Annotated in this window: 26 protein-coding genes and 3 pseudogenes; 15 read left to right on the top strand and 14 right to left on the bottom strand. The window is 66.8% G+C overall.

All coding sequences use genetic code 11. The features are described from left to right. Positions 1 to 12: 12 nt before the first annotated feature. The 3 genes from A3CU_RS0133045 to A3CU_RS0133035 are packed head-to-tail and all read right to left on the bottom strand — an operon-like array spanning position 13 to position 2,458. Complete coding sequence (locus A3CU_RS0133045) at positions 13 to 417, bottom strand: nuclear transport factor 2 family protein (protein WP_027945858.1); 405 nt, start codon at positions 415 to 417, stop codon at positions 13 to 15. Positions 418 to 477: 60 nt separating this feature from the next. Beyond that, positions 478 to 1,488 (bottom strand): alpha-ketoacid dehydrogenase subunit beta, encoded by a 1,011-nt coding sequence (locus A3CU_RS0133040; protein WP_027945857.1) that lies wholly within the window; start codon positions 1,486 to 1,488, stop codon positions 478 to 480. A gap of 40 nt (positions 1,489 to 1,528) precedes the next feature. Beyond that, complete coding sequence (locus A3CU_RS0133035) at positions 1,529 to 2,458, bottom strand: thiamine pyrophosphate-dependent dehydrogenase E1 component subunit alpha (RefSeq protein WP_084144085.1); 930 nt, start codon at positions 2,456 to 2,458, stop codon at positions 1,529 to 1,531. 953 nt (positions 2,459 to 3,411) lie between these two features. Here A3CU_RS0133035 and A3CU_RS50250 point away from each other — a divergent pair. From A3CU_RS50250 to A3CU_RS0132965, 14 genes and pseudogenes are all read left to right on the top strand, one after another. Next, entirely contained in the window at positions 3,412 to 4,080 is a 669-nt protein-coding gene (locus tag A3CU_RS50250) for a sensor histidine kinase (protein ID WP_211246579.1), read from the top strand. 109 nt (positions 4,081 to 4,189) lie between these two features. Next, on the top strand, positions 4,190 to 4,846 hold the full coding sequence (locus A3CU_RS0133020; RefSeq protein ID WP_156960689.1) for a response regulator: 657 nt from the start codon (positions 4,190 to 4,192) through the stop codon (positions 4,844 to 4,846). Between the two features lie 351 nt (positions 4,847 to 5,197). After that, a complete protein-coding gene (locus A3CU_RS0133015) occupies positions 5,198 to 6,916 on the top strand; it encodes an acetyl-CoA carboxylase carboxyl transferase subunit (RefSeq protein ID WP_027945854.1) in 1,719 nt (572 codons plus the stop codon). Continuing rightward, positions 6,917 to 7,420: an acetyl-CoA carboxylase biotin carboxyl carrier protein gene (locus A3CU_RS47915; protein WP_052372592.1), complete on the top strand. Its 504-nt coding sequence runs from the start codon at positions 6,917 to 6,919 to the stop codon at positions 7,418 to 7,420. After that, positions 7,410 to 8,780: an acetyl-CoA carboxylase biotin carboxylase subunit gene (locus tag A3CU_RS0133005; RefSeq protein ID WP_027945853.1), complete on the top strand. Its 1,371-nt coding sequence runs from the start codon at positions 7,410 to 7,412 to the stop codon at positions 8,778 to 8,780. Before A3CU_RS47915 ends, A3CU_RS0133005 begins: the two co-directional genes overlap by 11 nt. Beyond that, a complete protein-coding gene (locus tag A3CU_RS0133000) occupies positions 8,777 to 9,073 on the top strand; it encodes an acyl carrier protein (protein WP_027945852.1) in 297 nt (98 codons plus the stop codon). Before A3CU_RS0133005 ends, A3CU_RS0133000 begins: the two co-directional genes overlap by 4 nt. Before the next feature lie 3 nt (positions 9,074 to 9,076). Then, positions 9,077 to 9,409 (top strand): annotated as a pseudogene (locus A3CU_RS54840) (SRPBCC family protein); the annotation flags it as partial. 75 nt (positions 9,410 to 9,484) lie between these two features. Continuing rightward, positions 9,485 to 9,946 carry a cupin domain-containing protein gene (locus tag A3CU_RS54105; protein ID WP_211246583.1) on the top strand — a complete coding sequence of 154 codons (462 nt, stop codon included), beginning with the start codon at positions 9,485 to 9,487 and terminating at the stop codon, positions 9,944 to 9,946. Next, on the top strand, positions 9,943 to 11,223 hold the full coding sequence (locus tag A3CU_RS0132990) for a beta-ketoacyl-[acyl-carrier-protein] synthase family protein (protein WP_027945850.1): 1,281 nt from the start codon (positions 9,943 to 9,945) through the stop codon (positions 11,221 to 11,223). The genes A3CU_RS54105 and A3CU_RS0132990 overlap by 4 nt, the downstream gene beginning before the upstream one ends. Next, on the top strand, positions 11,220 to 12,476 hold the full coding sequence (locus tag A3CU_RS0132985) for a beta-ketoacyl synthase N-terminal-like domain-containing protein (RefSeq protein WP_027945849.1): 1,257 nt from the start codon (positions 11,220 to 11,222) through the stop codon (positions 12,474 to 12,476). The genes A3CU_RS0132990 and A3CU_RS0132985 overlap by 4 nt, the downstream gene beginning before the upstream one ends. A 2-nt stretch (positions 12,477 to 12,478) precedes the next feature. Next, positions 12,479 to 12,850 (top strand): antibiotic biosynthesis monooxygenase family protein, encoded by a 372-nt coding sequence (locus A3CU_RS0132980; protein WP_027945848.1) that lies wholly within the window; start codon positions 12,479 to 12,481, stop codon positions 12,848 to 12,850. A gap of 1 nt (position 12,851) precedes the next feature. Next, on the top strand, positions 12,852 to 13,322 hold the full coding sequence (locus tag A3CU_RS0132975; RefSeq protein WP_027945847.1) for a hypothetical protein: 471 nt from the start codon (positions 12,852 to 12,854) through the stop codon (positions 13,320 to 13,322). Between the two features lie 12 nt (positions 13,323 to 13,334). Beyond that, a complete protein-coding gene (locus tag A3CU_RS0132970) occupies positions 13,335 to 13,973 on the top strand; it encodes an NAD(P)-dependent oxidoreductase (RefSeq protein WP_027945846.1) in 639 nt (212 codons plus the stop codon). Continuing rightward, a complete protein-coding gene (locus tag A3CU_RS0132965) occupies positions 13,970 to 14,455 on the top strand; it encodes a hypothetical protein (RefSeq protein WP_027945845.1) in 486 nt (161 codons plus the stop codon). The genes A3CU_RS0132970 and A3CU_RS0132965 overlap by 4 nt, the downstream gene beginning before the upstream one ends. Positions 14,456 to 14,510: 55 nt before the next feature. Here the strand turns inward: A3CU_RS0132965 and A3CU_RS55870 are convergent. From A3CU_RS55870 to A3CU_RS0132915, 11 genes and pseudogenes are all read right to left on the bottom strand, one after another. Next, positions 14,511 to 14,813 (bottom strand): annotated as a pseudogene (locus tag A3CU_RS55870) (IS701 family transposase); the annotation flags it as partial. 19 nt (positions 14,814 to 14,832) lie between these two features. Then, positions 14,833 to 15,354 (bottom strand): transposase, encoded by a 522-nt coding sequence (locus A3CU_RS51730; protein ID WP_425388297.1) that lies wholly within the window; start codon positions 15,352 to 15,354, stop codon positions 14,833 to 14,835. Positions 15,355 to 15,538: 184 nt separating this feature from the next. After that, positions 15,539 to 15,792 (bottom strand): annotated as a pseudogene (locus A3CU_RS55865) (hypothetical protein); the annotation flags it as partial. A gap of 472 nt (positions 15,793 to 16,264) precedes the next feature. Beyond that, positions 16,265 to 17,074: a DUF3050 domain-containing protein gene (locus A3CU_RS0132950; RefSeq protein ID WP_027945844.1), complete on the bottom strand. Its 810-nt coding sequence runs from the start codon at positions 17,072 to 17,074 to the stop codon at positions 16,265 to 16,267. Between the two features lie 390 nt (positions 17,075 to 17,464). Then, positions 17,465 to 18,337: an LLM class flavin-dependent oxidoreductase gene (locus A3CU_RS0132945; RefSeq protein WP_027945843.1), complete on the bottom strand. Its 873-nt coding sequence runs from the start codon at positions 18,335 to 18,337 to the stop codon at positions 17,465 to 17,467. 22 nt (positions 18,338 to 18,359) lie between these two features. Next, the gene (locus tag A3CU_RS0132940) at positions 18,360 to 18,743 is read right to left on the bottom strand and encodes a SchA/CurD-like domain-containing protein (RefSeq protein ID WP_027945842.1); all 384 of its coding nucleotides are present in this window, start codon (positions 18,741 to 18,743) and stop codon (positions 18,360 to 18,362) included. 41 nt (positions 18,744 to 18,784) lie between these two features. Then, a complete protein-coding gene (locus A3CU_RS0132935; protein WP_027945841.1) occupies positions 18,785 to 19,546 on the bottom strand; it encodes an SDR family NAD(P)-dependent oxidoreductase in 762 nt (253 codons plus the stop codon). Continuing rightward, on the bottom strand, positions 19,543 to 20,484 hold the full coding sequence (locus A3CU_RS0132930) for an amidohydrolase family protein (protein ID WP_245617456.1): 942 nt from the start codon (positions 20,482 to 20,484) through the stop codon (positions 19,543 to 19,545). Before A3CU_RS0132930 ends, A3CU_RS0132935 begins: the two co-directional genes overlap by 4 nt. Before the next feature lie 49 nt (positions 20,485 to 20,533). Beyond that, on the bottom strand, positions 20,534 to 21,052 hold the full coding sequence (locus A3CU_RS47910; protein ID WP_027945839.1) for a cupin domain-containing protein: 519 nt from the start codon (positions 21,050 to 21,052) through the stop codon (positions 20,534 to 20,536). Positions 21,053 to 21,065: 13 nt separating this feature from the next. Further along, positions 21,066 to 21,971: an NAD(P)-dependent oxidoreductase gene (locus A3CU_RS47905; protein WP_043843409.1), complete on the bottom strand. Its 906-nt coding sequence runs from the start codon at positions 21,969 to 21,971 to the stop codon at positions 21,066 to 21,068. 1 nt (position 21,972) lies between these two features. Continuing rightward, positions 21,973 to 22,413 carry an ester cyclase gene (locus A3CU_RS0132915; protein WP_027945838.1) on the bottom strand — a complete coding sequence of 147 codons (441 nt, stop codon included), beginning with the start codon at positions 22,411 to 22,413 and terminating at the stop codon, positions 21,973 to 21,975. A gap of 238 nt (positions 22,414 to 22,651) precedes the next feature. Between A3CU_RS0132915 and A3CU_RS0132910 the strand changes: the two genes are divergently transcribed. After that, entirely contained in the window at positions 22,652 to 23,581 is a 930-nt protein-coding gene (locus A3CU_RS0132910) for a hypothetical protein (RefSeq protein WP_156960687.1), read from the top strand. The last annotated feature ends 421 nt before the right edge of the window (positions 23,582 to 24,002 follow it).

Below are 24,002 nucleotides of genomic sequence, written 5' to 3'. Positions count from 1 at the left end.
TCGCCGGTTCGGTCAGGAGTTCCAGAACTCGTCGGTCGCGTGTACGTCCTCGGGGTAGGTCCAGAACTCGGCGATCTTGCCGTCCACGATCCGTGCGACGTTCACGAACGGCATCTCCAGCACCTTGCCCTTGCGCTCGTAGCGCGTGTTCAGCAAGGCGAACCCGTGTCCCTCACTGGCCCCGACTTCCCACGCCTCCATGAACAGCTTGCCCTCTGTGAGCTCGAAGATCTTGTTGGCGAAGGCGATCGAATCTTCGAGCCCCTTGTGAGTTCCGGACAGCGGGTTGCGTCCGGGGTAGTGGTGCACCGCGTCCTCATGCCAGTACTGGCTTGCGGTCTCGACGTCGCCGACGCCGAACGCGGCGTAGACCTTCTTGAGCAGCTGGACGTTCGGGTGTTCCTCGACGGAAGTCATGCTCACTCCTTAACGGTGTTCGGTTAGGTGGTGTTTCAGCAAGCCACTTCAAAACAGTCTCTAGGCCGCTACCGCGCGGCGAAGGACTGCCTGTACGGCCTCGGAAATCCGCGCGGCCGAGGGCGCGTACGCATCCTCCAGTGCGGGGCTGAACGGGGTGGGCGCATGCGGGGAGGTCACCATCCGGACCGGGCCACGCAAAGCATCGAAAACGTTCTGTGCCACCAGGGACCCGATGTCCGAGGCGGCCGAGCAGCGGGGGTTCGACTCGTCGACCACCACGAGGTGGCCGGTGCGCCGAACGCTGGCGTAGATGGTCTCCTCATCGAGCGGGGAAACCGTACGGGGATCGATGATCTCGCAGGACACGCCGTCGGCGGCCAGTTGTTCCGCCGCGGTCTCGGCCTCGGCCACCATCCGGCCGATGGCCACGATGGTGCAGTCGCCGCCCTCCCGGACGATCCGGGCCTTGCCGAACGGAATCTCGTAGGGCTCCTCGGGCACCACACCGTGGCTGAAGTAGAGCATCTTGTGCTCGAAGAAGATCACCGGGTCCTGGTCACGGATCGCGGTGATCATCAGGCCCTTGGCGTCCGCCGGGCTGGCGGGCACCACCACCTTCAGGCCGGGGATGTGGGCGAAGATCGGGTACAGCGCCTGGGAATGCTGTGCGCCGCGCCGCATACCCGTGCCCCACATCGCCCGCAGTACCAGTGGCACGCTGGCCTTACCGCCGACCATGTAACGCAGTTTCGCTGCCTGGTTGAGGATCTGGTCGAAACAGACGCCGGCGAAGTCGACGAACAACAGGTCGGCCACGGGCCGCAGCCCGGTCGCGGCCGCACCGACCGCGGCACCGACGAATGCCGCCTCGGTGATCGGGGCGTCGAAGATCTGGTCGGGGAACTCCTGGTGCAGGCCCTTGGTGGGGCCCCAGGCATTGCCCAGCTTGCCGTTGGTGCCGGTGCCGCCGATATTGTCCTCGCCGAAGACCACCACGGCCGGGTCGCGCCGCATCTCTTGGGTCAGGGCCTCGCCGATGGCGTCCAGGTACGACAGGACTCGCGCCACGCCGTCCTCCTTCCGTCGATGTGTTCCAGTGGCTGAAGCGTCAATAGCTGGCGTAGACGTCGGTCAGTAGCTCGCTGATGTCGGGCTCCTTGGCGTTGCGGGCCTCCTCCACCGCGGCGTCGATGCGCGCCCGTACGGCGGCGTCGACGGCGGAAAGTTCTTCCGCGGTAAGGCTTTCGTCGGCGAGCACCCGGTCGGCGAACAGTTTGACGCAGTCGTGCGACGACCGGAGTTCGTCGATCTCGGACTCGAGCCGGTATGCCTGCTGGTCCCAGCCCTCCATATGGCCGTAGAACCGGTCGGCCTTGCATTCCAGCAGGGTGGGGCCACCGCCCGAGCGGGCGCGTTCCACGGCTTCGGCGGCCGCCTGACGCACGGCGAACACGTCGTAGCCGTCGACCACCCGTGAGGGGATGCCGACGGCTTCACCGCGCAGCGCGATTTGCTTGCCGGCCAGGTGGAAGCTGGTCCCGGTGGCCTGGGCGAACCCGTTGTCCTCCACGACGAAAACCACGGGCAACTGCCAAACCACGGCCAGAACGAGGCTCTCGGCGAACGCCCCCTGGTTCGCCCCGCCGTCGCCCAGGAACGCCACGGCCACCTGGTCGGTCCCGCGTACTTTCGCGGACAGGGCCGCACCGGCGGCGAGCGGAACTCCCCCGGCCGCCACGCCGTTGGCACCGAGCATGCCGCGATCGAAGTCGGCGATGTGCATCGACCCGCCCTTGCCGCCGCACAGGCCGCCTGACTTACCGTAGAGCTCCAGCATCATGCCGGTCACGTCACAGCCTTTGGCCACAGCGTGCCCGTGGCCACGGTGTGTGCTGGCGATGTAGTCGTCATCGGACAGCACCGAACAGACGCCGGCGGCGATCGCCTCCTGCCCGGCGTACAAATGCACCGCACCGGGGATGTCCTCACCGGCGAACTCGGTGTGCACCCGATCTTCGAACTCCCGGATCGTCCGCATTGTTCGGTATATTTCAATCAGGAGTTCGCGGCCTGCTGCAACAGCATCGCGATGGTTCGTCATTGCGTACTTCCTTGTCGAGCCGAAACCGATGGTCCCGGCGTGCTACCGTGACGGCAAAACATGACAGAAACAATGACCCCCAAATTTCCGGATCAGCGCCAGATGTGCGCAAATTCAATTCGCGTGTCCCGCGGTAACCACATGAGCCAAGATAATCACGCGCCAACCCGGGGCGCAAGCATGTCACATTCGGATCACGTCTTGTTGTCGCCTCGCCAACAAGGTGACGGCCGGGCGCCCTCGACCGGGCCACAGGCACGTTCGCCAGCCTTTTTCCGGACCGGAAACGCATGGCGCGGCACAACAGGAGGCCGTCCCATTGAACCGAAGTCCCAGCCGCACTGGGTGACAATCCCAGTCGGCTCGGGAAACGTGCCCCCAGCCCCGATGACACCTGACGGCGCCGGGCGATGCCGGCCGCGCCGAGCTAACCACGAAAACCCCCACTCGGATCACCACATCCCGCAGTGGATGCCGCCTACCAGCGACTTGAATGTTTACTTCAGAACCGTTGCAACCCCGTGGGGGGCGCTGGTAACATCCCAGACGTTATTTTATCGTTCGACTCGACTGGTTCTACCTAATGGGGCAAGGTGGGCGTGAGCGACCGTATCTCGGAAAACCAGCTTGAATCGAAACCAAAGCAAGACCATCCGAATCCCGACGAAAAACCGGGCAGGCCGGCCACGCGCATCAGAGGATGGCTGGCAAGAACACTCGGGACGTTTCTTCTCTCGCTGCTATATCGCCTTGGCACGACGATGGCCGGCCAGCTGCCGCACCACTCAGTGAAACCCGCGGACGACCAGCCAAATTGTGGTTCAGACCAGACAGACCCGAGCGAGGGACATGCCGGCCGCGTCTGTGAGCACCAGGTCCACCTGTCCCGTTTGCTGCGCGACCTGCACGACGATGTCGGCTCGGCACTGGCGGGAGTGAGCGCCCATCTGGAGCTCGCCGGCCGCGTGATGCGCTCGGACATCGACCGGGCCAGCGACATGATCGACGAGCTGCGCGTCATCACGAGCGACCTGGTCACCACCGTGCGGCGCATGTCGGCCAGGCACCGGCTTCGGCACTGCGTCGGCGCATCACACCGCTGGGCCCGGCCGGTCGGCATGACCTGCTTCGCCGACGCGCTGCGGAACATGATCGGCCGTATGCAGGCGATCTTCCGCGGGCGCCTGGAGATCACCCTCAACCTTGGCGACGGACTCGACGAGGTGCCCGAGGAGGTGAGTTTGCCCGCGTTTTCGATCGTCAAGGAGGCACTCACCAACGTGCTCCGGCACTCCCGCGCCGAGCACTGCCTCGTGTCGGTATGGGTGGATGAGGAGAACCTGCACATCCAGGTCCAGGACGACGGAATCGGCGTGACCACCGCCACGAGCACGCGGCGAGCCGGCGTCGGCGGCTCGGGCCTGGCGAACATGACGGAGCGGGCGGCCGAGATGGGTGGCTGGTGCACCATCGGGCAGGCCATACCCAGCGGCACGGTCGCGCTGGCGGCGCTACCACTCGCGGGAGCTCAGCGAAGACGGCCGGCCCGGCCCGCGTGATCAAGGTGTGCACTCCGCACGCGGGCAACGATGTCCGCGTGTCAGGCACGTATCGTCGAGGCCGTGCTGTGCCTGGTAATCGGGCCGTGACCGACTCTGGGGCATTTCCGTGGGAAGAACCGAAAGTGAGCAGATCGAGATACTAATCGCCGACGACCACCCGCTCTATCGCTACGGGCTGCGTAGCCTACTGGAAGAGTTCGCGATGTTCAAGGTGGTCGGTGAAGCGCCGACCGGCGACGAGGCGCTGGCGATGACCTGGCGGCTGAGACCCAGGCTGGTGCTGATGGACGTCAACCTACCGGGGACGTCGGGAATCGAGGTCACCAGGAACATCGTCGCCCGCCTGCCCCGCACCTCGGTCGTCGTGATCACGATGCTCGAGGACCGCGACACGTTCTTCGCGGCGATTCGCGCGGGCGCCCGTGGATATCTCATGAAGGGCACCGAGTCGGAGGATATCCGGCAGGCGATCTGTACCACCGTTTCCGGCGGCCTGTTCTTTGACGCCCAGGTGGCGAAATGGGTGGTCGAGTACCTGGTGAAACCACCGGTAACGCCCACCCCCTTCCCGGAACTCACCGACCGGGAGCGGGCGGTACTGGAACTGGTCGCCGACGGCGAAGGAAACGTCGCCATCGCCCGGGCGCTCGGGCTGTCGATCAAGACCGTTCGTAACTACCATTCGCGGATTTTCGCGAAGTTACAAGTGGTCGACCGCACCGAGGCCGCGGTGCTGGCACGCCGGGCGGGCCTCGGGCACTGACCCGCCATCACACACCGCCCGCGGCGCAGGCGGTCCGCTGAACAGGCCTCCCCGATGACAAGCCGGGGAGGCCCGCAGTCGACCTCTTTTCTCCTTTCCCAGGCACCTCTGACGATTTGCGTTGCCCGGCACAGTTCCCGCCACCGCGGGACGGCTGGCTCAAGACGGTGGGATCGGAGCGGAGTGAAATCGTTACAGGAAGTCGCATCAGAGGCGCTGGGGCAACGGCGCGTCCGCCTCGACGCACATCCTGGCCTCCCCGCCATCGAAGTGGCTGGGGAGACGCCCGCGGCAACCCGGACGAGTCACGGCCGTAACGGGTAGCCGGGCACATCGGCAAGGAGGTAGTTGGTGACGAGTGTAGGAGAGCGGGCGCCGGTCCGGCAGAATTGGACGCGCTGTTCCGGTTGCGGCGAACTGAACTACGCGAAGAAGCTCGCACGCGCCCTCGGGGTCTGCCCGGAGTGCGGTCACCACCACAGACTGACCGCGTCGCAACGCGTTGCGCAGCTGACCGATCCGGACAGCTTCGAGCCACTCAGTGTCCGCGTCGTGGCCACCGACGTGCTCGGATTTGTCGACTCCCAAGCCTATTCAGACCGCCTGGCCAAGGCCAGAGCGACAACCGGGCTCGACGACGCTGTCCTTTGTGGACTTGGCAGGGTCGGCGGGATCCCGCTGATGATGGCGGTAATGGACTTCCGGTTCATGGGCGGCAGCCTCGGTACCGCGGTGGGCGAGCTCATCATCCGCACCGCGGAGCAGGCGCTGGAGGGCGGGCTCCCGCTGCTGATCGTGAGTTCCTCCGGCGGCGCGCGAATGCAGGAGGGCGTGCTCGCGCTCATGCAGATGGCCAAGATCAGCCAGGCACTCGCCGCCTTGCGGGACGCGGGCCTGCTGAGCGTCAGCCTGGTCACCGATCCGACCTATGGCGGCGTGGCGGCGTCGTTCGCGACGAGCTGCGATGTACTGGTGATCGAGAAGGGCGCCAGAATGGGCTTCGCCGGCCCGCGAGTGATCGAGCAGACCATCCGCCAGCGGCTGCCCGAGGACTTCCAGACCGCGGACTTCCTGCTCGCGCACGGACAGGTGGATGCCGTGCAGCACCGCCACGACCTACGTGGCTGGTTGAAAGCACTCTTGTCGGCGACGCGTCCGAGCGAGGCGACCGGCGAAGTCGCCCAGGCTCCCGCGCAGGCGAAGACCGCGACGCTGGTCAGGGATCCGCGACTGCTGGCGCCGGTGGACGCGTGGGAGGCCGTCGGCGCGGCCCGCCACACGAGCAGGCCGACCACACTGGACTACCTCGATCTCGCCTTCGACGGGTTCGTCGAACTGCACGGGGACCGTCTGGCCGCGGACTGCCCGTCCATTGTGGCCGGGTTCGCCCGGCTGCGGGACAGGCCGGTCGCGGTGATCGGACACCAGAAGGGACACCAGACCACCGAACTGGTCAGCCGGAACTTCGGCATGCCACAGCCGGAGGGCTACCGCAAGGCGCTGCGCGTCATGCGGCTGGCCGACCGGCTCGGTATCCCGATCGTGTCACTGGTCGACACACCAGGCGCGTATCCCGGCAAGGACGCCGAGGAGCACGGACAGTCCATCGCGATCGCGGAAAACATCCTCGGCATGTTCGAACTCAGCACCCCGGTGGTCACCGTGATCACCGGCGAAGGCGGCAGCGGTGGCGCACTGGCGCTCGCGGTCGCCGACCGGGTGCTGATGTTCGAGCGGGCCATCTACTCGGTCATCACTCCGGAAGGTTGCTCGGCGATCCTGTGGGGCGACGGCGCTTCCGCGCCCAGCGCGGCCCGAGCGCTCGGAATCACCGCGCGCAGACTGCTGGAACTAGGGGTGGTCGACGGTGTCCTGCCCGAACCGTCCCATGAGGAGGCCGGCGGCGCGATCGTGATGGCCACGGCCCTTGGCGACGTGGTGTCGCAGACACTGGCCGAGCTCGAACTTCTCGAGCGCGCCGACCTCGTCCGCGGCCGGCGGGCGCGCTTCCGCGGCTTCGGCGCCAACGGGATTGTTGTCAGCGAACGCGGAAGGGAAGCGGTGCGCTAGATGGTGTCACAACAGGATCAAGCCGGCGGCGACGTGCTCACCGGGCTTCGTGCGCAGGCCTTGCGGCTGGCCGGGGACCTGCCGGGTTCCCTGCGGCGGCTGTCCGTCCGCTCGAACGACGCGGTCATCGAGGTGGAGTGGCAGGATGCCGGCGCCGTCCCGGTGGTGCCTGTCCCGCTCGTGCCGGTCGAAACGGACGCAGGAGAGCCGGTGGACGATACAGCGTCCATTGTGGTGACTTCGCCAATGGTGGGCACGGTCTACCACTCCCCCGGCCCCGACGAGCCACCGTTCGTCACGGTTGGAGACGTCGTCGAGCCGGGCCAGACCGTGCTGATCGTGGAAGCGATGAAGCTGTTCAACCCCATTGTCTCGGAAACCACGGCCATAGTAGCCGAGGTACTCGTGGGCAACGGCGAGTCAGTCGAGTTCGGCCAGCCGTTGCTGCGGCTGAAGACGAACGCGGACGACGAGCTGGGAAAGGCCGACACCGATGTTCACTAAAGTGCTGATCGCGAACCGTGGCGAGATCGCGCTGCGGGTGGCCAGAACCTGCCGCGAACTGGGGATTCGTACCGTCGGAGTGTATTCCACCGCCGACCGTGACCCCCGGGTGCTCCGGCACTTCGACGAGACCGTCCACATCGGACCGGCCCAGAGCCGGCGCAGCTACCAGAACACTCCGGCCATCATCGAGGCGGCGCTGAAGACCGACGCGGAGGCGATCCACCCTGGCTACGGATTCCTGTCGGAGGACGCTGACTTCGCGGAGGTCTGCGACGAGGCCGGACTGGTGTTCATCGGCCCACGCCCGGCGCAGATGTCGGCGCTCGGCGACAAGGCCAGTGCGCGCCGGATCATGAGCGACGCCGGCTTGCCACTGCTGCCGGGAAGCGTCGAGCCGTCACCGGACCTCGCGCATGCGTCGAGCACCGCCGAGCGGATCGGCTACCCGGTGATCATCAAGGCGTCGGCCGGTGGCGGCGGTAAGGGCATGGCCGTGGTGCGTGGTCCCGAGGAGCTGGAAAAGACCTTCTCGCAGGCCAAGAACGTCGCGGGATCGCTGTTCGGTGACGACCGGGTCTATCTGGAGCGCTACCTTGAACGCGCCCGGCATGTCGAGGTCCAGGTGCTGTGTGACACGCACGGCAACGGCGTGCACCTGGGCACCCGTGACTGCTCGGTGCAGCGGCGGCACCAGAAGCTGCTCGAAGAGGGACCCGCGCCCGCGCTCCCGGCGGCCACCGCCAAGAAGATGGCCAACTCGTCGGTCCTCGCCGCGCTCAAGGTCGGCTACGTCGGCGTGTGCACCTTCGAGTTCCTCGTGGACGACCAGCAGAACCACTACTTCATGGAAATCAACACCCGGATCCAGGTGGAGCACCCGGTGACCGAGATGATCTCCGGCGTCGACCTGGTGCGCGAGCAGATCCTGGTGGCGGCGGGACATCCGCTCACCCTGACCCAGCAGGACATCCGGCTGACCGGAGTGGCGGTCGAGTGCCGCGTCAACGGCGAGGATCCGGATCGCGACTTCGTCCCCACCGCGGGAGTGCTGGAACGGTTCGACCCGCCAGGGGGCCCGTTCACCCGGGTCGACACCCACGCCTTCACCGGGTACGTCCTCAGCCCGCACTACGACTCCATGGTGGCCAAGGTGATCGTCTGGGCACCGGACCGCGAACAGGCCCTGAACCGGATGGACCGCGCGCTCTACGAGTTCACTGTGGACGGTCCAGGGGTGAAGACCACCGTGCCGTTCCTGCGCCGCGTCCTGGCCGACGAGGAGTTCCGGAAAGCTGCGCACAGCACCGGGCTGGTGGACCGGATCCAGGCGAAGAAGATCGAGGAGGAAGGCAAGTGACCGAAGTGACCGAAGCGACCGCACAGAACGACAATCCCGAGGTCGTCGGCGGCGACCTGGAGGCGGAGATCCGGGAAATCCTGGTCACCGCGGCGGGGCTGGACCCGGCGGCGTTCAACGGCGCCGAGCACGACACGCTCGCCGACCTCGGCCTCGACTCGCTGGCGACGATGGAGCTGCAGGCGATCGTCCAGTCGCGCCATCAGATCCGGATCCCGGACGAGTCGTTGACGATGAGCGTGCCGGAGATCGCCGCCTTCATCCGCGACGCCCTACGGGAAGAAAGGGTCTGAGTCATGGCGGGACACACCGAGGCCAGCATCCTAATCGACGCGCCCTTCCCGCTGGTGTGGGAGATGACCAACGACGTCGACAACTGGACGAACCTGTTCACCGAGTACGCGGTCGCCGAGGTCATCGAGCGGGACGGTAACACGCTGACCTTCCGGCTCGCGCTGCATCCGGACGAGAACGGGAAGGTGTGGAGCTGGGTCAGCCAGCGCACGCTCGACCGGGAAAACCGCCAGGTGCATGCGAAACGAATCGAAACCGGTCCGTTCGAGTACATGAACATCCACTGGACGTACCTCGAGGAAGGCAACGGCGTCCGCATGGTGTGGAAGCAGGACTTCCAGATGAAGCCGACCGCGCCGGTCGACGACCAGGGGATGACGAACCGGATCAACGCGAACACCCCGATCCAGATGAAGGTCATCAAGGAGAAGGTGGAGGCCGCGGCACGCGCCGCCGCCCGTGGCACCACCCACAAGACCATCGCCCGTGCGGACATCCCGCCCAACAGGCGGCGTGGCGCCGAGATCCGCGTGCTGCTCGGGCCCGCCACGGTCGGCAGCGAGTCGGGTTTCCTGGGTGTCGCGGTGCTCGAGCCCGGCGAGAGCATCGCCGAGCACTACCACCCCTACAGCGAGGAATTCCTCTACGTCGTGTCGGGCGTGCTGACCGTCGACCTCGACGGCGAACCGGCAGTCGTCGAGGCGGACTCCGGTGTGCTGGTGCCGATCAAGGTCCGCCACCGGCTGCGCAACATGGGCACCGAGACGGTGAAGGCCGTCTTCCACCTCGGCCCGCTCGCGCCGCGCCCGGAACTGGGCCACGTCGACACCGAAACGGCCGAAGAGGCCGCGACCTTCACGAGGCAGACATGAGTAGGACGCGAAGCCGGCGGGTAGTCGTGACCGGAGTCGGTGTCGTGGCCCCGGGCGGAGTGACCAGGAAGGCGTTCTGGGCATGCCTCACCGACGGCCGCACCGCCACCCGCCGGATCTCCCTGTTCGACGCCTCGGCCTTCCGCTCACAGGTCGCGGCGGAGTGCGACTTCGATCCGGTCGAGGCGGGCCTGTCCGTACAGCAGATCCGTCGCAGCGACCGGTACGTACAGTTCGCGCTGGCGGCCGCGGCGGAGGCGGTCGCCGACAGCGGCCTGGAGTTCGCCGAGGAACTCCAAGACCGGACCGGAGTCGTGCTGGGCTCGGCGGTCGGTGGCACCACCGCACTGGAGAACGAGTACGTCGTGCTCAGCGACGTCGGCAAGAACTGGCTGGTGAACGGCGAGTATGCCGGCCCGTTCCTCTACCAGGCCCTGATCCCGAGCAGCCTCGCCGCGGACGTCGCGGTGTGTTACGGCGCGCACGGGCCGGTCCAGGTGGTGTCCACCGGCTGCACTTCGGGGATCGATGCGATCGGCTACGCCTACCAACTGGTGCAGGACGACGAGGCGGACGTGGTGATCACGGGTGCCGCCGACTCCCCGCTGTCCCCGGTGACCTCGGCATCGTTCGACGCGATCAAGGCGACCACGCCGGACAACGACGACCCGGAGCACGCGTCGCGGCCGTTCGACCGCGACCGCACCGGCTTCGTGCTCGGCGAGGGCGGCGCGGTGCTGATTCTCGAGGAACTGGACCACGCACGGGCACGGGGCGCGCAGATCTACTGCGAAGTCTCCGGTTACGCCGCGCGCAGCAACGGCTTCCACATGACCGGACTGCGCCCGGACGGCGCGGAGATGTCGCTGGCCATCGACGACGCGATGGCACAGGCGAGGCTGAACAAGGACGAAATCTCCTACATCTGCGCGCACGGTTCGGGTACCAAGCAGAACGACCGGCACGAGACCGCGGCCTTCAAGAAGTCGCTCGGTGACGCCGCGTACCACGTTCCGATCAGCTCCATCAAGTCGATGGTCGGGCACTCGCTCGGCGCGATCGGTGCGATCGAGATGGCCGCGTGCGCGCTGGCGATCGTCGAAGGGGCGGTTCCCCCGACGGCGAACTGGGCCAACCGCGACCCGGAATGCGATCTGGACTACACCCCGAACACAGCCAGGGCGTTGCCGGTCGACGCGGCGCTCTCGGTAGGTAGCGGGTTCGGCGGGTTCCAGTCGGCGATGATCTTCCGGCGGCTGAAGGAGTTGGCCGCGTGACGCGCCGGGCAGTGATCACCGGGATCGGCGTCGTCTCGCCGAGCGGACTTACCACCGGGGAGCATTGGGAGACCATCACGAGCGGGCGCTGCAGGATCGGCCCGATCACCCAGTTCGACGCCTCGGGATATCCGACGACGCTCGCCGGCGAGGTGCCGGGGTTCGACGTCACCGGGCGGGTGGACGGCAGGCTGGTGGTACAGACCGACCGATGGACCTGGATGTCCTTCGTCGCAGCCGAGCAGGCACTCGACGATGCCTCGCTCGACTTGTCCACAATGGATCCGTATCGGACCTCGGTTGTCATGGCCAGCTCCTCCGGCGGAAACGCCTTCGGCCAGAAGGAGCTCCAGCGGCTGTGGAGCGATCCGAAAAGGACAGTGGGGGCGTACCAGTCGATCGCGTGGTTCTACGCGGCGACGGTCGGCCAGCTCTCGATCCGGCACCAGGCCAAGGGGCCGAGCAACGTGCTGGTGTCGGAGAGCGCGGGCGGGCTGGACAGCCTCTCACACGCCGCGCGGATGATCGACCGAGGCGTGTCGGTCGTCCTCGCGGGCGGGTTGGAGGCACCGCTGAGCCCGTACGCGCTTGCCTGCCAGGTGCGCAGCGGCCGGCTCAGCGTAGGCAAAGACCCCGAGTCGGCTTACCTGCCCTACGACGCCGACGCGTCCGGGTACGTGCCCGGTGAAGGCGGAGCGGTACTGGTGGTCGAGGAGCTTGAACACGCGCTCGCCAGGAACGCTCCGGTGATCTACGGAGAGATCGCGGGCTGGGGAGCCACCCATGATGGTGCGCACACGGTGCGCGGATCCGGCGGGTCACCGCGGCAGTACGAGCGGTCCATGCGGCTGGCCCTCGAGCGCGCCGACGCCGCACCGGCGGACGTCGACCTGCTGATCCCGGATGCCTTGGGGGTGCCCGAGAACGACGCCACCGAGGCGAGCGCGATCAACGAGGTGTTCGGCGCGGGCGGTGTTCCGTTGTCCACCCAGAAATCGCTCACCGGCCGGATCTACCAGGGCGGCGCCGCGCTGGACGTGGCGACCGCGCTGCTGGCCATGGACCGGCAGGTGGTGCCGGCGAGCGCGGGGACCCGTACCCCCGCACCCGGCTGCGAACTCGCCTTCGTCCCGGAAACCAGGCAGGCGGTGGTGGACACCGCGATGGTCAGCGCTCACGGTTTCGACGGCTACCACAGTTCGCTCGTACTGCGACGGCTCGACCGCGGCGCCATGGCCGCCACAGGAGGCTGAGAATGTCCGAACCCGACAGCACGACCAAGGCGCGCGTGGTGTTCCAGTTCACGGTGCCCGCCGAGCGCACGGAGGAGTTTCTCCGTGCCTATGAGCAGATCCGTTACGAGGTGGCGACCGGTGTTCCCGGTCACCTGCTCGACCAGGTCTGCCAGTCGGCCACCGATCCCGAGCAGTGGCTGATCACCAGTGAGTGGACCTCGATCGCGCAGTTCGAGCGCTGGGAGCGCAGCCAGGGACACCGTGACCTGGTCCGCCCCATGCGTGTCTGCATGGAAAACCCGAAATCGCACCGGTACATCGTGCGGAAACAGACCGCCGAGGGAGACCTGGTTTCCCGGGCAGAACTGATCGAGGCCGTGGGAGAGAAGTGACGTGGACCTGACGCTGGGAATTCTGACCGTCTGGGTGCTCGCCGCCGCCGGCGTGCAGCTCGGCACCCTCTGGATCATGAAGCTGTCCATCCTGCCAATGCTCAACAAGCTGGCATACGACCGTTACGTCGTGGTGTGTCAGCTGATCGACATGCACGTGTTCCACCCGATCGCCGTGTGGAACGGGGTGATCGCGGCGGGGCTCGGTGTGTGGGCGGCGTTCCTCGCGCCCTCGCCCCTGATCGCCGCGCTGTTCGTCATCGGCTCCGTCGGGATGGTGATCGTGGGCATCACCTCGGAGGGGTTCAACCGCCCGATCTGGCGCCAGATCGAGCGGTGGAGCCCGGAACGGACCGCGCAGGACTGGAGCCGCAAGCGAGTCAACTGGCACATCGCCCACCAGGTTCGCACCTACGGCGCCATCGGCGCACTGGTTGCCTACATCGCGGCGTTCGTCGCCGTGCTCTCCTGAGGAGGTATCGCGATGCACATCGTGGTCTTCGGCGGTACCGGCCGGATCGGCAGTGCGGTGGTGCGGCAGGCGCTCGCCGCGGGGCACCGGGTCACCTCGGTCGCGCGGCGCGCACCGACGCTGCGGCACGAGAACCTGAAGTCCGTCATAGGCGACGCGCAGGAACCATCGGTGGCCGAGGAAGCCGTGTCGGAAGCCGACGTGGTGGTGTTCGCGGTCGGCTCGCGCGGCACGACCTCCACAGTGGTGCGGTCCACTTCGATCGCCGCGGTGCTGAAGGGAATGCGGGCCAACGGCGTCAAGCGCGTGATCACGGTGTCCCCGACCGCGGTCTCGATCAGCCGCAAGGCACCGCTGCTGCGCAAGCTGTGGCTGCGCTACTTCGTGCACAAGCGGCAGCGCAACCCGTTCAACGACGTGGAACGCGTGGAGGACGAGCTCACCGGGTTCTGCCCGGACATCGACTGGAGCATCGTCCGCTCATCGCGGGTTCGCGACGCGCCCGCGACCGGCACCTACCAGGTGATCCCGGACGGAGAGCTGCGGAACGAGCGGCCGGTGAGCGTGTCCGACCTGGCGGACTACCTGATCACCTCCGCCGAGGATCCGTCGACCTACGGGACGACGGTCTCCGTCGTCGGTTCCCCATGACCCGGCGGCGCAGGCTGCTGGTGGTGCTCCACGTGCTGACCTCGGTCTCCGGGGTCGGCACGCTGCTCGCGGTGCTTCTCGTCGTGGCCTATGGACTGTCCATAGAGGATGCCGTAGGCCAGGACCCGTTGCTGCGCCTGGCCGGCGACATACAGCAGTTCCTGGGAATTCCGCTACTGTCAGCCGCAGTGGTGATCGGGACGCTCAGCGCGTTGTATTCGCCGTGGGGCCTGCTGCGCCACACGTGGGTGCTCAAGAAGCTCGCGCTCACCCTCGTCAACCTCGGACTGGCGGTCTTCCTCATCGGCCCCCGGGTCTCCCAGGTGGCAGGCGAACCGCTGTCCGCATGGCTGGTCGTCGGCGGCCTGATCGTCCAGCTGTTCCTTTACCTGCTCGCCACCGGCCTTTCGGTGTTCAAGCCGAAGGGGCTCCTCCGCGCCGGCCCGAGCAGTAGCCGGATCCCGGCGGAAAGCCGGCGCTGACGGTTGATGTCCCCGATCTTGTCGGTGTCATATGCCAACATGGCCCGAGTCGATCGAGGAGGCTCGGTCGCGGTGCGTAGCAGCGGTAGAACCCCAGCTCTTTCGTGCGGCGGTTGCGTCGGATGAGCAGCCATCGATGCCCGGTCATCTCGGCGCCGGGGTCGATGTCGGCCAGGGCCCAGTCGTAGAAGCGGTGTCCTTTCGCCCCGGTGCCGGCTGCGAGGCGTTGCCACACATGTTTGGGTAGTCGCGTGGCCAGTTCGTCGGGGCACAGCGTCCCGACTCCGGTGGTAACGCGGCGGTTGCCTCCGATGGCCAGCACGTAGCCGACGCCGCGGCCCTCTAGAGCGTGTTTCAAAGGCGTAGCCACTCGTTAATCACCCCGATGTAGACACTGGCTTCGTAGCGGACGGCTGGCTTGTCGTATCGGGTGGCCACAGCGCGGTTGCGCTTGAGTCGGTTGATCCCGCATCGACGGTGTGGCGTTGTTTGTAGATGTCCGGGTCGAACGCTGGTGGCCTGCCACCAGCAGGTCCCTTGTTCTTGCGGTTTTGCACCTGATCGGCCTTCTCCGGGATCGTGCACCGAATACCACGACGACGCAGGTAAGCACGATTGGCGCGAGACCCGTAAGCCTTGTCCGCCAACACCCGATCCGGCGTCGTACGCGGTCGGCCGCACCCCCTCCCAGCCACCCGGATCCGTCCCAGCACAGCCTGGAACTGGGGCGAGTCACCCCGCTGGCCGGCAGTCACGACCAGCGACAACGGTTTCTGGCCTTGTTCGGTGGCCAGATGCAGCTTGGTGGTCCACCCACCACGCGAGCGGCCCAGCGCGTGATCGGCCGGTTCAGGTTCACCCACCCCACCAGAGTGGTTCCAGAATCGCCCACTGCGCATCGGTGAGGTCGGCTCGTCCCGTCCCCGCTACGCTGGCCACGAGGTCTCCGGTACTTGATCTTCTTGGTCGTTGATCGATTTACCGGAGACCTCTCCTATCTGATCAACGACACGCCGAACCGGCCAGCCAGGCCAGCATCCACCCTGATCAAGACATTGAAAACGCGCCCTAGTTCCGCGCGTAGCGGGGGCCGGCGCCGTAGACCTCGTCGCCGCTCACCCATGGCGCTTGGACTCCGGCGTCGAGTGCGCGGGTGGTCATGGTGGTGGCCAGGGCGGGTTTGGTCGCGAAGCCCACGTTCTCGCTGATCCCTGCCGCAGCGCAACGATCTTTCGTGGCAGTACGGACACCAGGCCCAGCAACAGTTTCCCCGCTCGACGACGGGGCTCGACCCGGCTGAAACGGCCCGCGATCCGTCCCGTCAGCTCATCGAACATCGCCTGCCATCGAGCAGGGTTTACGCTGGGGCCCGCGGCCGCCAGCCGATCATGGGAAGTCCACACAACCAACGGCGTGTCGTCGACGTACGAAGCGGGGGAGCAACGTGGGGAGCAAATTGGGAGCAAATACATGCGCACAACAGTCCTGAACTGCACTCAACGACTCTCAATGGACCCGCGCTGACCTGCGGAAATCGCATTTCCGCAGGCCCGTGCAATGTGCCGTCCTTGGTTCACACCGAAGAGATCCCGTCGCTTTCCTTCCCACAGTGGGGTTTTGCTGCCGGGTCCAGCCGCCATCCCGCTCCTGCGGGGCATTTCGGGTGTCGGTTCGTGGTGCGGGTTGCGGAGATCGGCGGTGATGGTGTGGATCTCGCGGCCGTTGCGCTCTCGGTGAAGGTGGCCAGTACGCCGATTTTGAACGGCCGATTTGGGCTGGACACCGCGTAACCGCGGCGCGGGGCGATGGTTACGCGGTGTCGTGCCTACGACGTCCGGCGGGCATTTCCGCAAGGATGCCGTCCCAGAATTTGCGGCGTGCGGTCAGGGCGGTCGTGACTGTCTGCTCACATTCCTGCCATGCGGTCTTGTCGTCGCCGCACAGGTCGACGAGCATCTGCATGGCCATCGGGGTGTGTTCCTCGGCGTCGACCTGGATGTGCCGGCGCAGATAGTCGACGAACGTGGATAGTCCGCCGAGTTCCGCGTTCAGCGCGGCGACCTGGTCGAACATGTCCGGGATCAGGTCCTCTCGGCCGAATGCGAACGCTGCGGCCTGGCAGTGCACCGGTGCGTTCTCGATGAACCCCCAGGTTGCCGTCACGAACTCGGCCGACGGTGCGGGAACCTTGGCTTCCTTCAATGCGGCCGGCACCGGCGTTCCGGCCCGCAACGCCTCGATGAAGGTGTCCACGGCTGCCGTGCTGGCACCTGCCTGCCGCATTCCGTCGAGGTATAGCTCGAAGTGGCTGATGAAACCACTGCCGAGTTCATCGCTCTCCTCGACGAGCACGATGTCGTTGATCAACCGCCTGCTCGTCGTGGACCCGGACGGGATCCAGGGCACGCTGACGCAGGTGAGCTTCTGCTGCAGGGTCTTCAGTAACGACATGAAATCCCATACGGCGAAAACGTGATGCTCCAGGAAAGTGACGACGGCGTCCTTCGTGTTCAGTCGCTTGTACAGTTCGTGACTTACCACGTCTTTCCGTTGCGCGTCGACAGCCGCTTTCAGCCGGGTGATTCCAGAGTTGTTGACGTCCCAATCGTACCTGGCCATAGTTGTGCTCCAATCTTCTGAGAACAGAAGGGGGGTGCTCGAAAATTGTATCACCGATGATTTTGGAGAATCCAGTTCGGCGATGCCGTTCGAGTGCGGAAGAGGTGCGGTTTGTACAGCAGGCAGGAAAGGTCAGGAGTCGCTCAGCCCACGTAGCACGAGATGAATGCGTATTTCGCGGTCACCGGAATCTCTTTGCGAAGAAGGTCGCCGTTTTTCCCAGAAACTCGCTCCCAAGCTCTATCTCCCGAACGTGGCGCTCCAATTCCTTCAACAGAGCACGTTCCGGAACTGACAGTTCTGGCTCATCGAATGGGTGATTCTCGCGAGAACCGTCCGGCGCCTCAGATCGACGCACTGATGCCCAGGAGCCCCCGTTCTGATCCCTCGTCAAGAGCGGCATTGGACCAGTGCGGTGAGGAGCTTGAGCTGGTCCAGATCGGCGGAACAGGGAACGAGGATCAGCTCGTCGCACCCGGCCGCGTCGAACGCGTCGATCGCGGCCGCGACCGCCGAAGCACCGGCGCCGGTATTGCGCCGCACGAGCTGCGCGTAAGGCGGGGCAAAACCGTAGTACTGGTTGAGGTAGGAGTCCGCGAGCTGTTCGGCCTGCTCGCCAAGGGCATAGTAGGACAGGGCCACGAGCCGTGGCTGGCCCTTCCGGCCCGCGGCCTTCCAAGCGGCACGCACCCCTTCGGCGCCGTGACGGAACATCTCTGGTCCGCCGCTGCCCGCGATCCAGCCGTCTCCCCGCTTGGCAGCACGCTTGACCGCGGCCGGAGAGTGACCGCCGAGCAGCAGTTCGGGCCCGCCCTCGCGGACGGGCGCCGGCCCGATACCCCCGGCGAAGCCCCGTCGCTGTCCTGACCAGATCTCGCCGAACTCGGCCAGCTGCCGGTCCATCCGGCTGCCCCGGCCCGCGTGCTCGGTCCCGTTGGCGGTGAAGTCATCGGGCCGTGCGCCCACGGCGAGGCCGAGGACCAGCCGTCCACCGGACAGCCGGTCCACGGTCGCCGCCTGCTTGGCCATCACGGCCGTGTCCGCGCGCACCGGTGCGATCATGATCGCGGTGGTCAGCCGGATCCGTTCAGTGACCGCGGCAGCCGCCGCCAGGGTGGTCAGGCACTCGTAGTTGTCATAGACCAGGCGATCGAGGGTCGCGAGCGTGGAGAAACCGGCCCGCTCCCCCTCCCTCGCCCAGTCCAGCAGCTCGCTCCCGCTGGTGCCCGCCACGGTGTTCGGCAGGCCGATTCCGATGTCCACGCATGCCTCCTTGGTCGCGCGGTCAGCCGACCGGTTTCAGGGGCTGGTCGTGGCGGCGCGCGAGGACGTTCTCCAGCGCCGCCTCCCGGAAGAACGCGCGGGCGCCGTCCGGGGTGATCATGTCGCGCGGGGCGGCGAGGTACTGCTCCAGCTCCCGCTCGAACTCCCTGACCTCCGGCTGCCTGCTCATATGCGCTGCGACGAGCGGGAGCGGGCCCTCTACCTCGATGATCCGCACGGCGATCTCCTTGCCGACGAAGACCATCGTGCCCAGCAGCCGGCCGACCACCTTGCCGTCGCTGTCGGTTACGTCGAACCGCGGCCGCCCGCTCTTGCGGAAGAGTTCCTTGACGGCCTCTTCGCTGCCCGGTTTCAACGGGTACTGCAGTCCGTGCCACATCGACATTTCGTTTCTCCTCACTGTGTTCGGGGCGGGGCAGCCACCGCTCACTGGCTGGCGGTGACCCCACCGTCGACGTAGATGACCTGCCCGGTGACGAACCGGGCAGGCGGCGAGACAAGGTAGAGCACCGCGCTCGCGACTTCCTCCGGCTCGGCGAGGCGGCCGAGCGGGATGCGCCGCCGGAGCATGTTCAGGAAGCCTTCGTCTTCAGCGCTCTGCGCGACCAGCTCGGTGCGCACGAATCCGGGCGCGACCGCGTTGACCGTGATGCCGTGCCTGCCCCATTCCGTCGCCAGTTGCTTGACCAGCAGATCCAGCCCGGCCTTGCTGGCGCCGTAGGCGCTGAACCCGCGGCGCCCACCCGCCGCGCCACGTACCGAGGACAGGTGCACGATGCGGCCCGGCCGGCCCGTGTCGATGAGCAACTTGCCGACTTCCTGGGACAGCAGGAAAGCGCCGGTCAGGTTTGCTTCGACGATGTCGCGGAAGACTTGCTCCGGAAACTTCTCGGCCGGTATGGTCTCCAGCTTTCCGGCACAGTTGATCAAAGTGTCCAAACCGGACAGTTCGGCAGCCGCCTGAGTGACGACGCGGCGGATCGACGGGCCGGACGTGATGTCGAGCTCTGTGCCGATCACCGGAGCGTCACCGGTGGTCAGCTTCTCGGCCAGCGCGACAGCCTTGTCCCCGGACCGTCCCGCGATCGCCACCGCGGCGCCACCGGCCACAAGCTGCTCGACGATGGCGGTGCCGATACCGCCGTAGCCGCCGGCGACCAGCACCTTGAGTCCCTTGTAGATAGTCATGCCTCCCCCAGGTCGAACAGGGCCCGCGCCGTGCCGGAATGGACGAGCTCTCGCTGCTGCGGCGTCAGGCCGAGTCCTTCCACCAGGTCGAGACCGGTGCGCAGCGGTGCGGTCAGTGGCGGGGAATCGGTACCGAACAGCATCCGTTCCGGGCCGAACACGGTGGCCGCCGCCTTCAGCGCGACCGCGCTGGGAGTCGCGGTGTCCACATAGATCAGCGAAAGCTGCTCGCTGACCGGCTCCTCGTCGGTGACCGGCGGCCCGCCCGGTCTGGCCCGCTGTTGCGCCAGGTTCAGCTTCTCGGCCAGCAGAGCCAGCGCACCACCCGCGTTGGGCGCGATCAGCTTCAGCCCGGGGAACCTGCGCAACCACCCGGCGAACAGGATCGACGCGACCCCGGCGGTGATGTCGCACGGCCGGGTCACGTGCTCGATCAGACCGAGATGGCCGTTCATGGCCGCCGCGCCCACCGGCTCGGCAGGCGGGTGCAGCAGCACCGGTGCGCCGGTCTCGTGAGCCATCGCGAAAAACGATTCCGCGCGTGGTGAGGAAAGATACTCACCACGCACACTCGTGTTCACGATCAGCCCGGCGAACTCGGGCTGGGCCAGCAACTTCGCCGCCGCGGCGAGGGATTCGTCGTCCGAGAACGGGTTCACGTAGACGTACCCACGGAAATTGTCCGGATGGGACCGGACGGTCTCGCCGAGCCACTCGTGGAACGACGCCAGCTGGTCGGCCGGCTGCGCATAGTTGTCCAGGCCCGCGACCGGAACCATCGTGCCGGCGCCGACCGGACTGCCGACGATCGTCATGCCGATCCCGACCGCGAGCTTCTGCTCGATCACCCCGTCGATGTCGGCCAGGCTCGGTGGCATCGGGAACCGCTTGAACAGTTCCGGTGACGTCACGTGCCCGTGCACATCGATTATCATCATGGCTCCTAGAGACTCCGCCGCTTTGAAAACCACCTCGTCGTGCGAATGGTCAGGCACGCGGCGGGCCGAGAACCTTGCCGCCATAGGCCTCCACCGAGGCGATGACGTCGCCGAAGTCGGGGAAGTCGGCCGGGTCGAAGGCAGGCACCTCGAGCCGCTCGGCGGGCTTGCCGGTGTCGAAGAACCAGCCGTCGAACCCGCCGGGCGTGCCGAGCACCAGCCAGCGGGCGGTGTCGGACTCGACCTTGTAGGAGTGCGGCAGGCCCCGAGGCGAGAAGACGGTGCCGCCGGTCTTCGGGTGGTGCATCACGCCGTCGATCTCGATGCTCAGCTCACCGTCGAGCACGTAAAACAGCTCGTCCTCACGGGTGTGCAGGTGGATCGGCGAGGCGTAGCCCCGGTTCGAGGTCTGCTCGGCGAGCCAGAACTGGTTGCCCGTCTCGGCACTGGTCGCCTTGAACACCATGAGTGCGCCCATGTGCCAGATCGCGCGCCCCTGTCCCGACGGGACGTCGAGCACCTTCATCTCCGTGGCGACACTGCCTGCCGGGGTGTTCTCAATGGACATCGGTCCTCCTGAATCAACGTTGGCTGGACACGCACTGGCCGTCCGCCCGGCGTTCGACCTCGGTGAGCACGGCGGCACAGTCCTCCTCGCCCAGACCGGCGTCCAGCGCCGCGGTGAGCACCTCGCAACTGGCCGCGGTCGCGGGCATGTCGACGCCGAGACGTTCCGCGTCGCGCAGTGCGAGCAACAGGTCCTTACGCATCAGCGTGAGCTTGAAGTCCGCCTGCTCGAACGCGCGCCGGGCCATTACTCCTGCCTTGAATTTCATCACCGGCGAGCTGTATCCGCTCGCGGCGATCATGCCGATCAGCTGGCGCCGGTCGAGCCCGGCGCGCTCGCCGAACACGATCGCCTCGGCCAGTGCCTGCATCTGGACGCCCATCAGCAGGTTCATCGCGACCTTCGCGGTGGCGCCCATGCCGTGGCCGCCGAGATGCACGACTTCCTTGGCCAGCACATCCAGCACCGGCCGCAGCGCTGCTACGTCGTCGGCGTCGCCGCCGATCATGAACCGCAGCTCACCATCGCGCGCATGGTTGGCGTTGCCCAGCACGCAGGCGTCGAGTGCGCGATGGCCCGCGGTGGCGACCCGCTCGGCGAAGGCACGTGCCGAATCCGGGGAGACCGTGCTCATGTTCGCGACGGTCGTACCCGGGGGCGCCGCGGCCAGCGCGCCGCCGTCGCCGAGCACGACCTCGTCCACGACCTCGGCGGTGGACAGGCTGACCAGCAGCACGTCCACCTCCCTCGCCGCGTCCGCGGGTGTCGCGGCCACGATGATCCCTTCCGCCGCAAGCACTTCCGCCTTCGCCTTGGTGCGGTTGTAGACGGAGACCGTGAACCCGGCGTCGGCGAGCCGGCTCGCCATCCCCGATCCCATCGCACCGAGACCGATGAACCCGAGCCGTTTCATCCCCATCTCAGTGGTCCTCGGGCGGGCCGCCCGCCGGTTTCAGCGCGCCGATCTGCATGAGGATCCGCGGCATGTCGTCGCTGATCCACGACTCGATGACCTTGCCGTCGACAACTCGGTGCATGTCCACACCGGAGACCTGGAACTGACGGCCGGTCGGTGGCATCGGGCCCAACTGGCCGGTATGCGTGCCGGTGGTGGTAAACCGGTGCGCGACGTACTCACCTTCGCCGATCATGTGTTCGATAGTGCAGTGAAAGTCCGGGAAGGACTGACGCCAGAAGGCGACCGCCTGGGCGAACGCCGCCGGGCCAGTGGGCAGCTTCAGATCCCGCACGTGCACCACATAATACGGCGAGAACACGTCCTCGATGAAGCTGACGTCACCGTTGTTCATCCCCTTTTCGGTGATCGTCCGCACCAAATCCATATTGTCCTGTACGGACATCCTGCCTCCAATGCGATGGGGTTCGCTTACCAACCCTGGCGCATCCAGGTCCCCGGGTCATGAGTCGCCAGTCCTCCCCGGCGGGGATTGAGCCCGCGGGGCTGGGACGCCGACCGGCGCCGCTCAGTAAGCGGTATCGCGCATACGCAGGCTTGCGTATGGACCCCGCTTCGAAACGCCGGGCAGGATAGGCACGTGACACCTTGGCGACACCATGCTCGGCGTGGAAACTGAAGGCATGACGGACGTTGCCCCGCGGACCAGAAGTCTCCCAGCGACCCTGGGCTTCGCACTGGCCCGGATCTGGCGCAACGGCCGGCCTGTCGAGCGGACCGCGTATCTGGTCGGCGCCCTGCTGTTCACCTCGGGCCTGGTTCATGTCGCGGTGCTGCTGGTGACCGGACACACCTGGGTCGGGCCGGTCTCGCTGCGCAAGGCGGCCACCTTCGGCCTGTCGTTCGGGCTGACCCTGGCGACCGTGGTCTGGACGACGTCGTTCCTGAAGATCTCCACACGCGTGCGGTCGGTCCTGTTGACGGTGTTCACCGTGGTCTGCGTGGTGGAGACGACGCTGGTCAGCATGCAGGCCTGGCGTGGCGTGCCGTCCCACTTCAACTTCGAGACCCCCTTCGACACCGTCGTCGCGATGGCTCTGGCGGCCGGGGGTGCCGTGATCATCCTGACGGTGCTGGGTTTCGCGAGTGCGACGATCGTCGGGAGCCGGGAGATCACGCCGTCGACGCGGCTGGCGGTGCGGGCCGGCTTCGTGATCCTGCTGGTCTCACTAGGCATCGGCGCCGTGATGGTCGCGCACGGGGCAGTCGAGGCACGCACCGGCTCGGCACAATTGGCCTATACCACGACGGGCAAGCTGAAGCCGGCACACGCGGTCGCGATGCACGGGATTCTGGTGCTGCCCGCGCTGGCTTGGCTGCTAGGGCTCACCAACTGGCCGGAGCGGGCGCGCCTGGGGCTGGTGGCGATCGCCACGGCGGGATACGCGATCCTGACCGCGGTGGTGCTGGTCGAGTCCTTCAACGGCGTGTCGCCATTCGCGGCGACTGGTCCGGAAACCGCCACCTCCGCGGTCGCCATCGCACTCCTCGCCGGAGTCACGGTGGTAACGGCTTTCGGCCTGCTTTCCCGGCGCCGACCGGCCGCCGATTGAACTCCCGGTCTCGCCGGACACCACAGCGCACGACACCGAGAATGATAACCGCCCAATCCCCGGACGATCAAGATTTGATAATGACGGCATCCGGACTCGGATTCCGTGAGTACTCTCGGAAAGAGGAGAAAGGAGGCCGCAAAATTCGGGACTGCCACGGGCACAGGGGACGGTTTTCAAATACTTTCCGTTTTTGCAGAACGCCGAAATAATTCGGCGCCAGACCTATTCTCCGGAGAGCCGTGACAATGGACAGCCATTCCGAGCGCACGCGTACGCGGCTGCTGATAGCCGACGACCATCCGCTCTACCGGTCCGGGCTGCGCGGCGCTTTCGGCGCCGACCCGCGGTTCGAGGTCGTGGGCGAGGTGAGTACCGGAACCGACGCCGTCGCCGCGAGTCACCGCCTGCGCCCGCATGT

Origin of the sequence: Amycolatopsis taiwanensis DSM 45107 (genome assembly GCF_000519205.1) — a bacterium.
GTDB classification, from domain to species: domain Bacteria; phylum Actinomycetota; class Actinomycetes; order Mycobacteriales; family Pseudonocardiaceae; genus Amycolatopsis_E; species Amycolatopsis_E taiwanensis.
The sequence above is the reverse complement of the archived record's forward strand: the minus strand, read 5'-3'. Positions and strand labels throughout refer to the sequence as shown.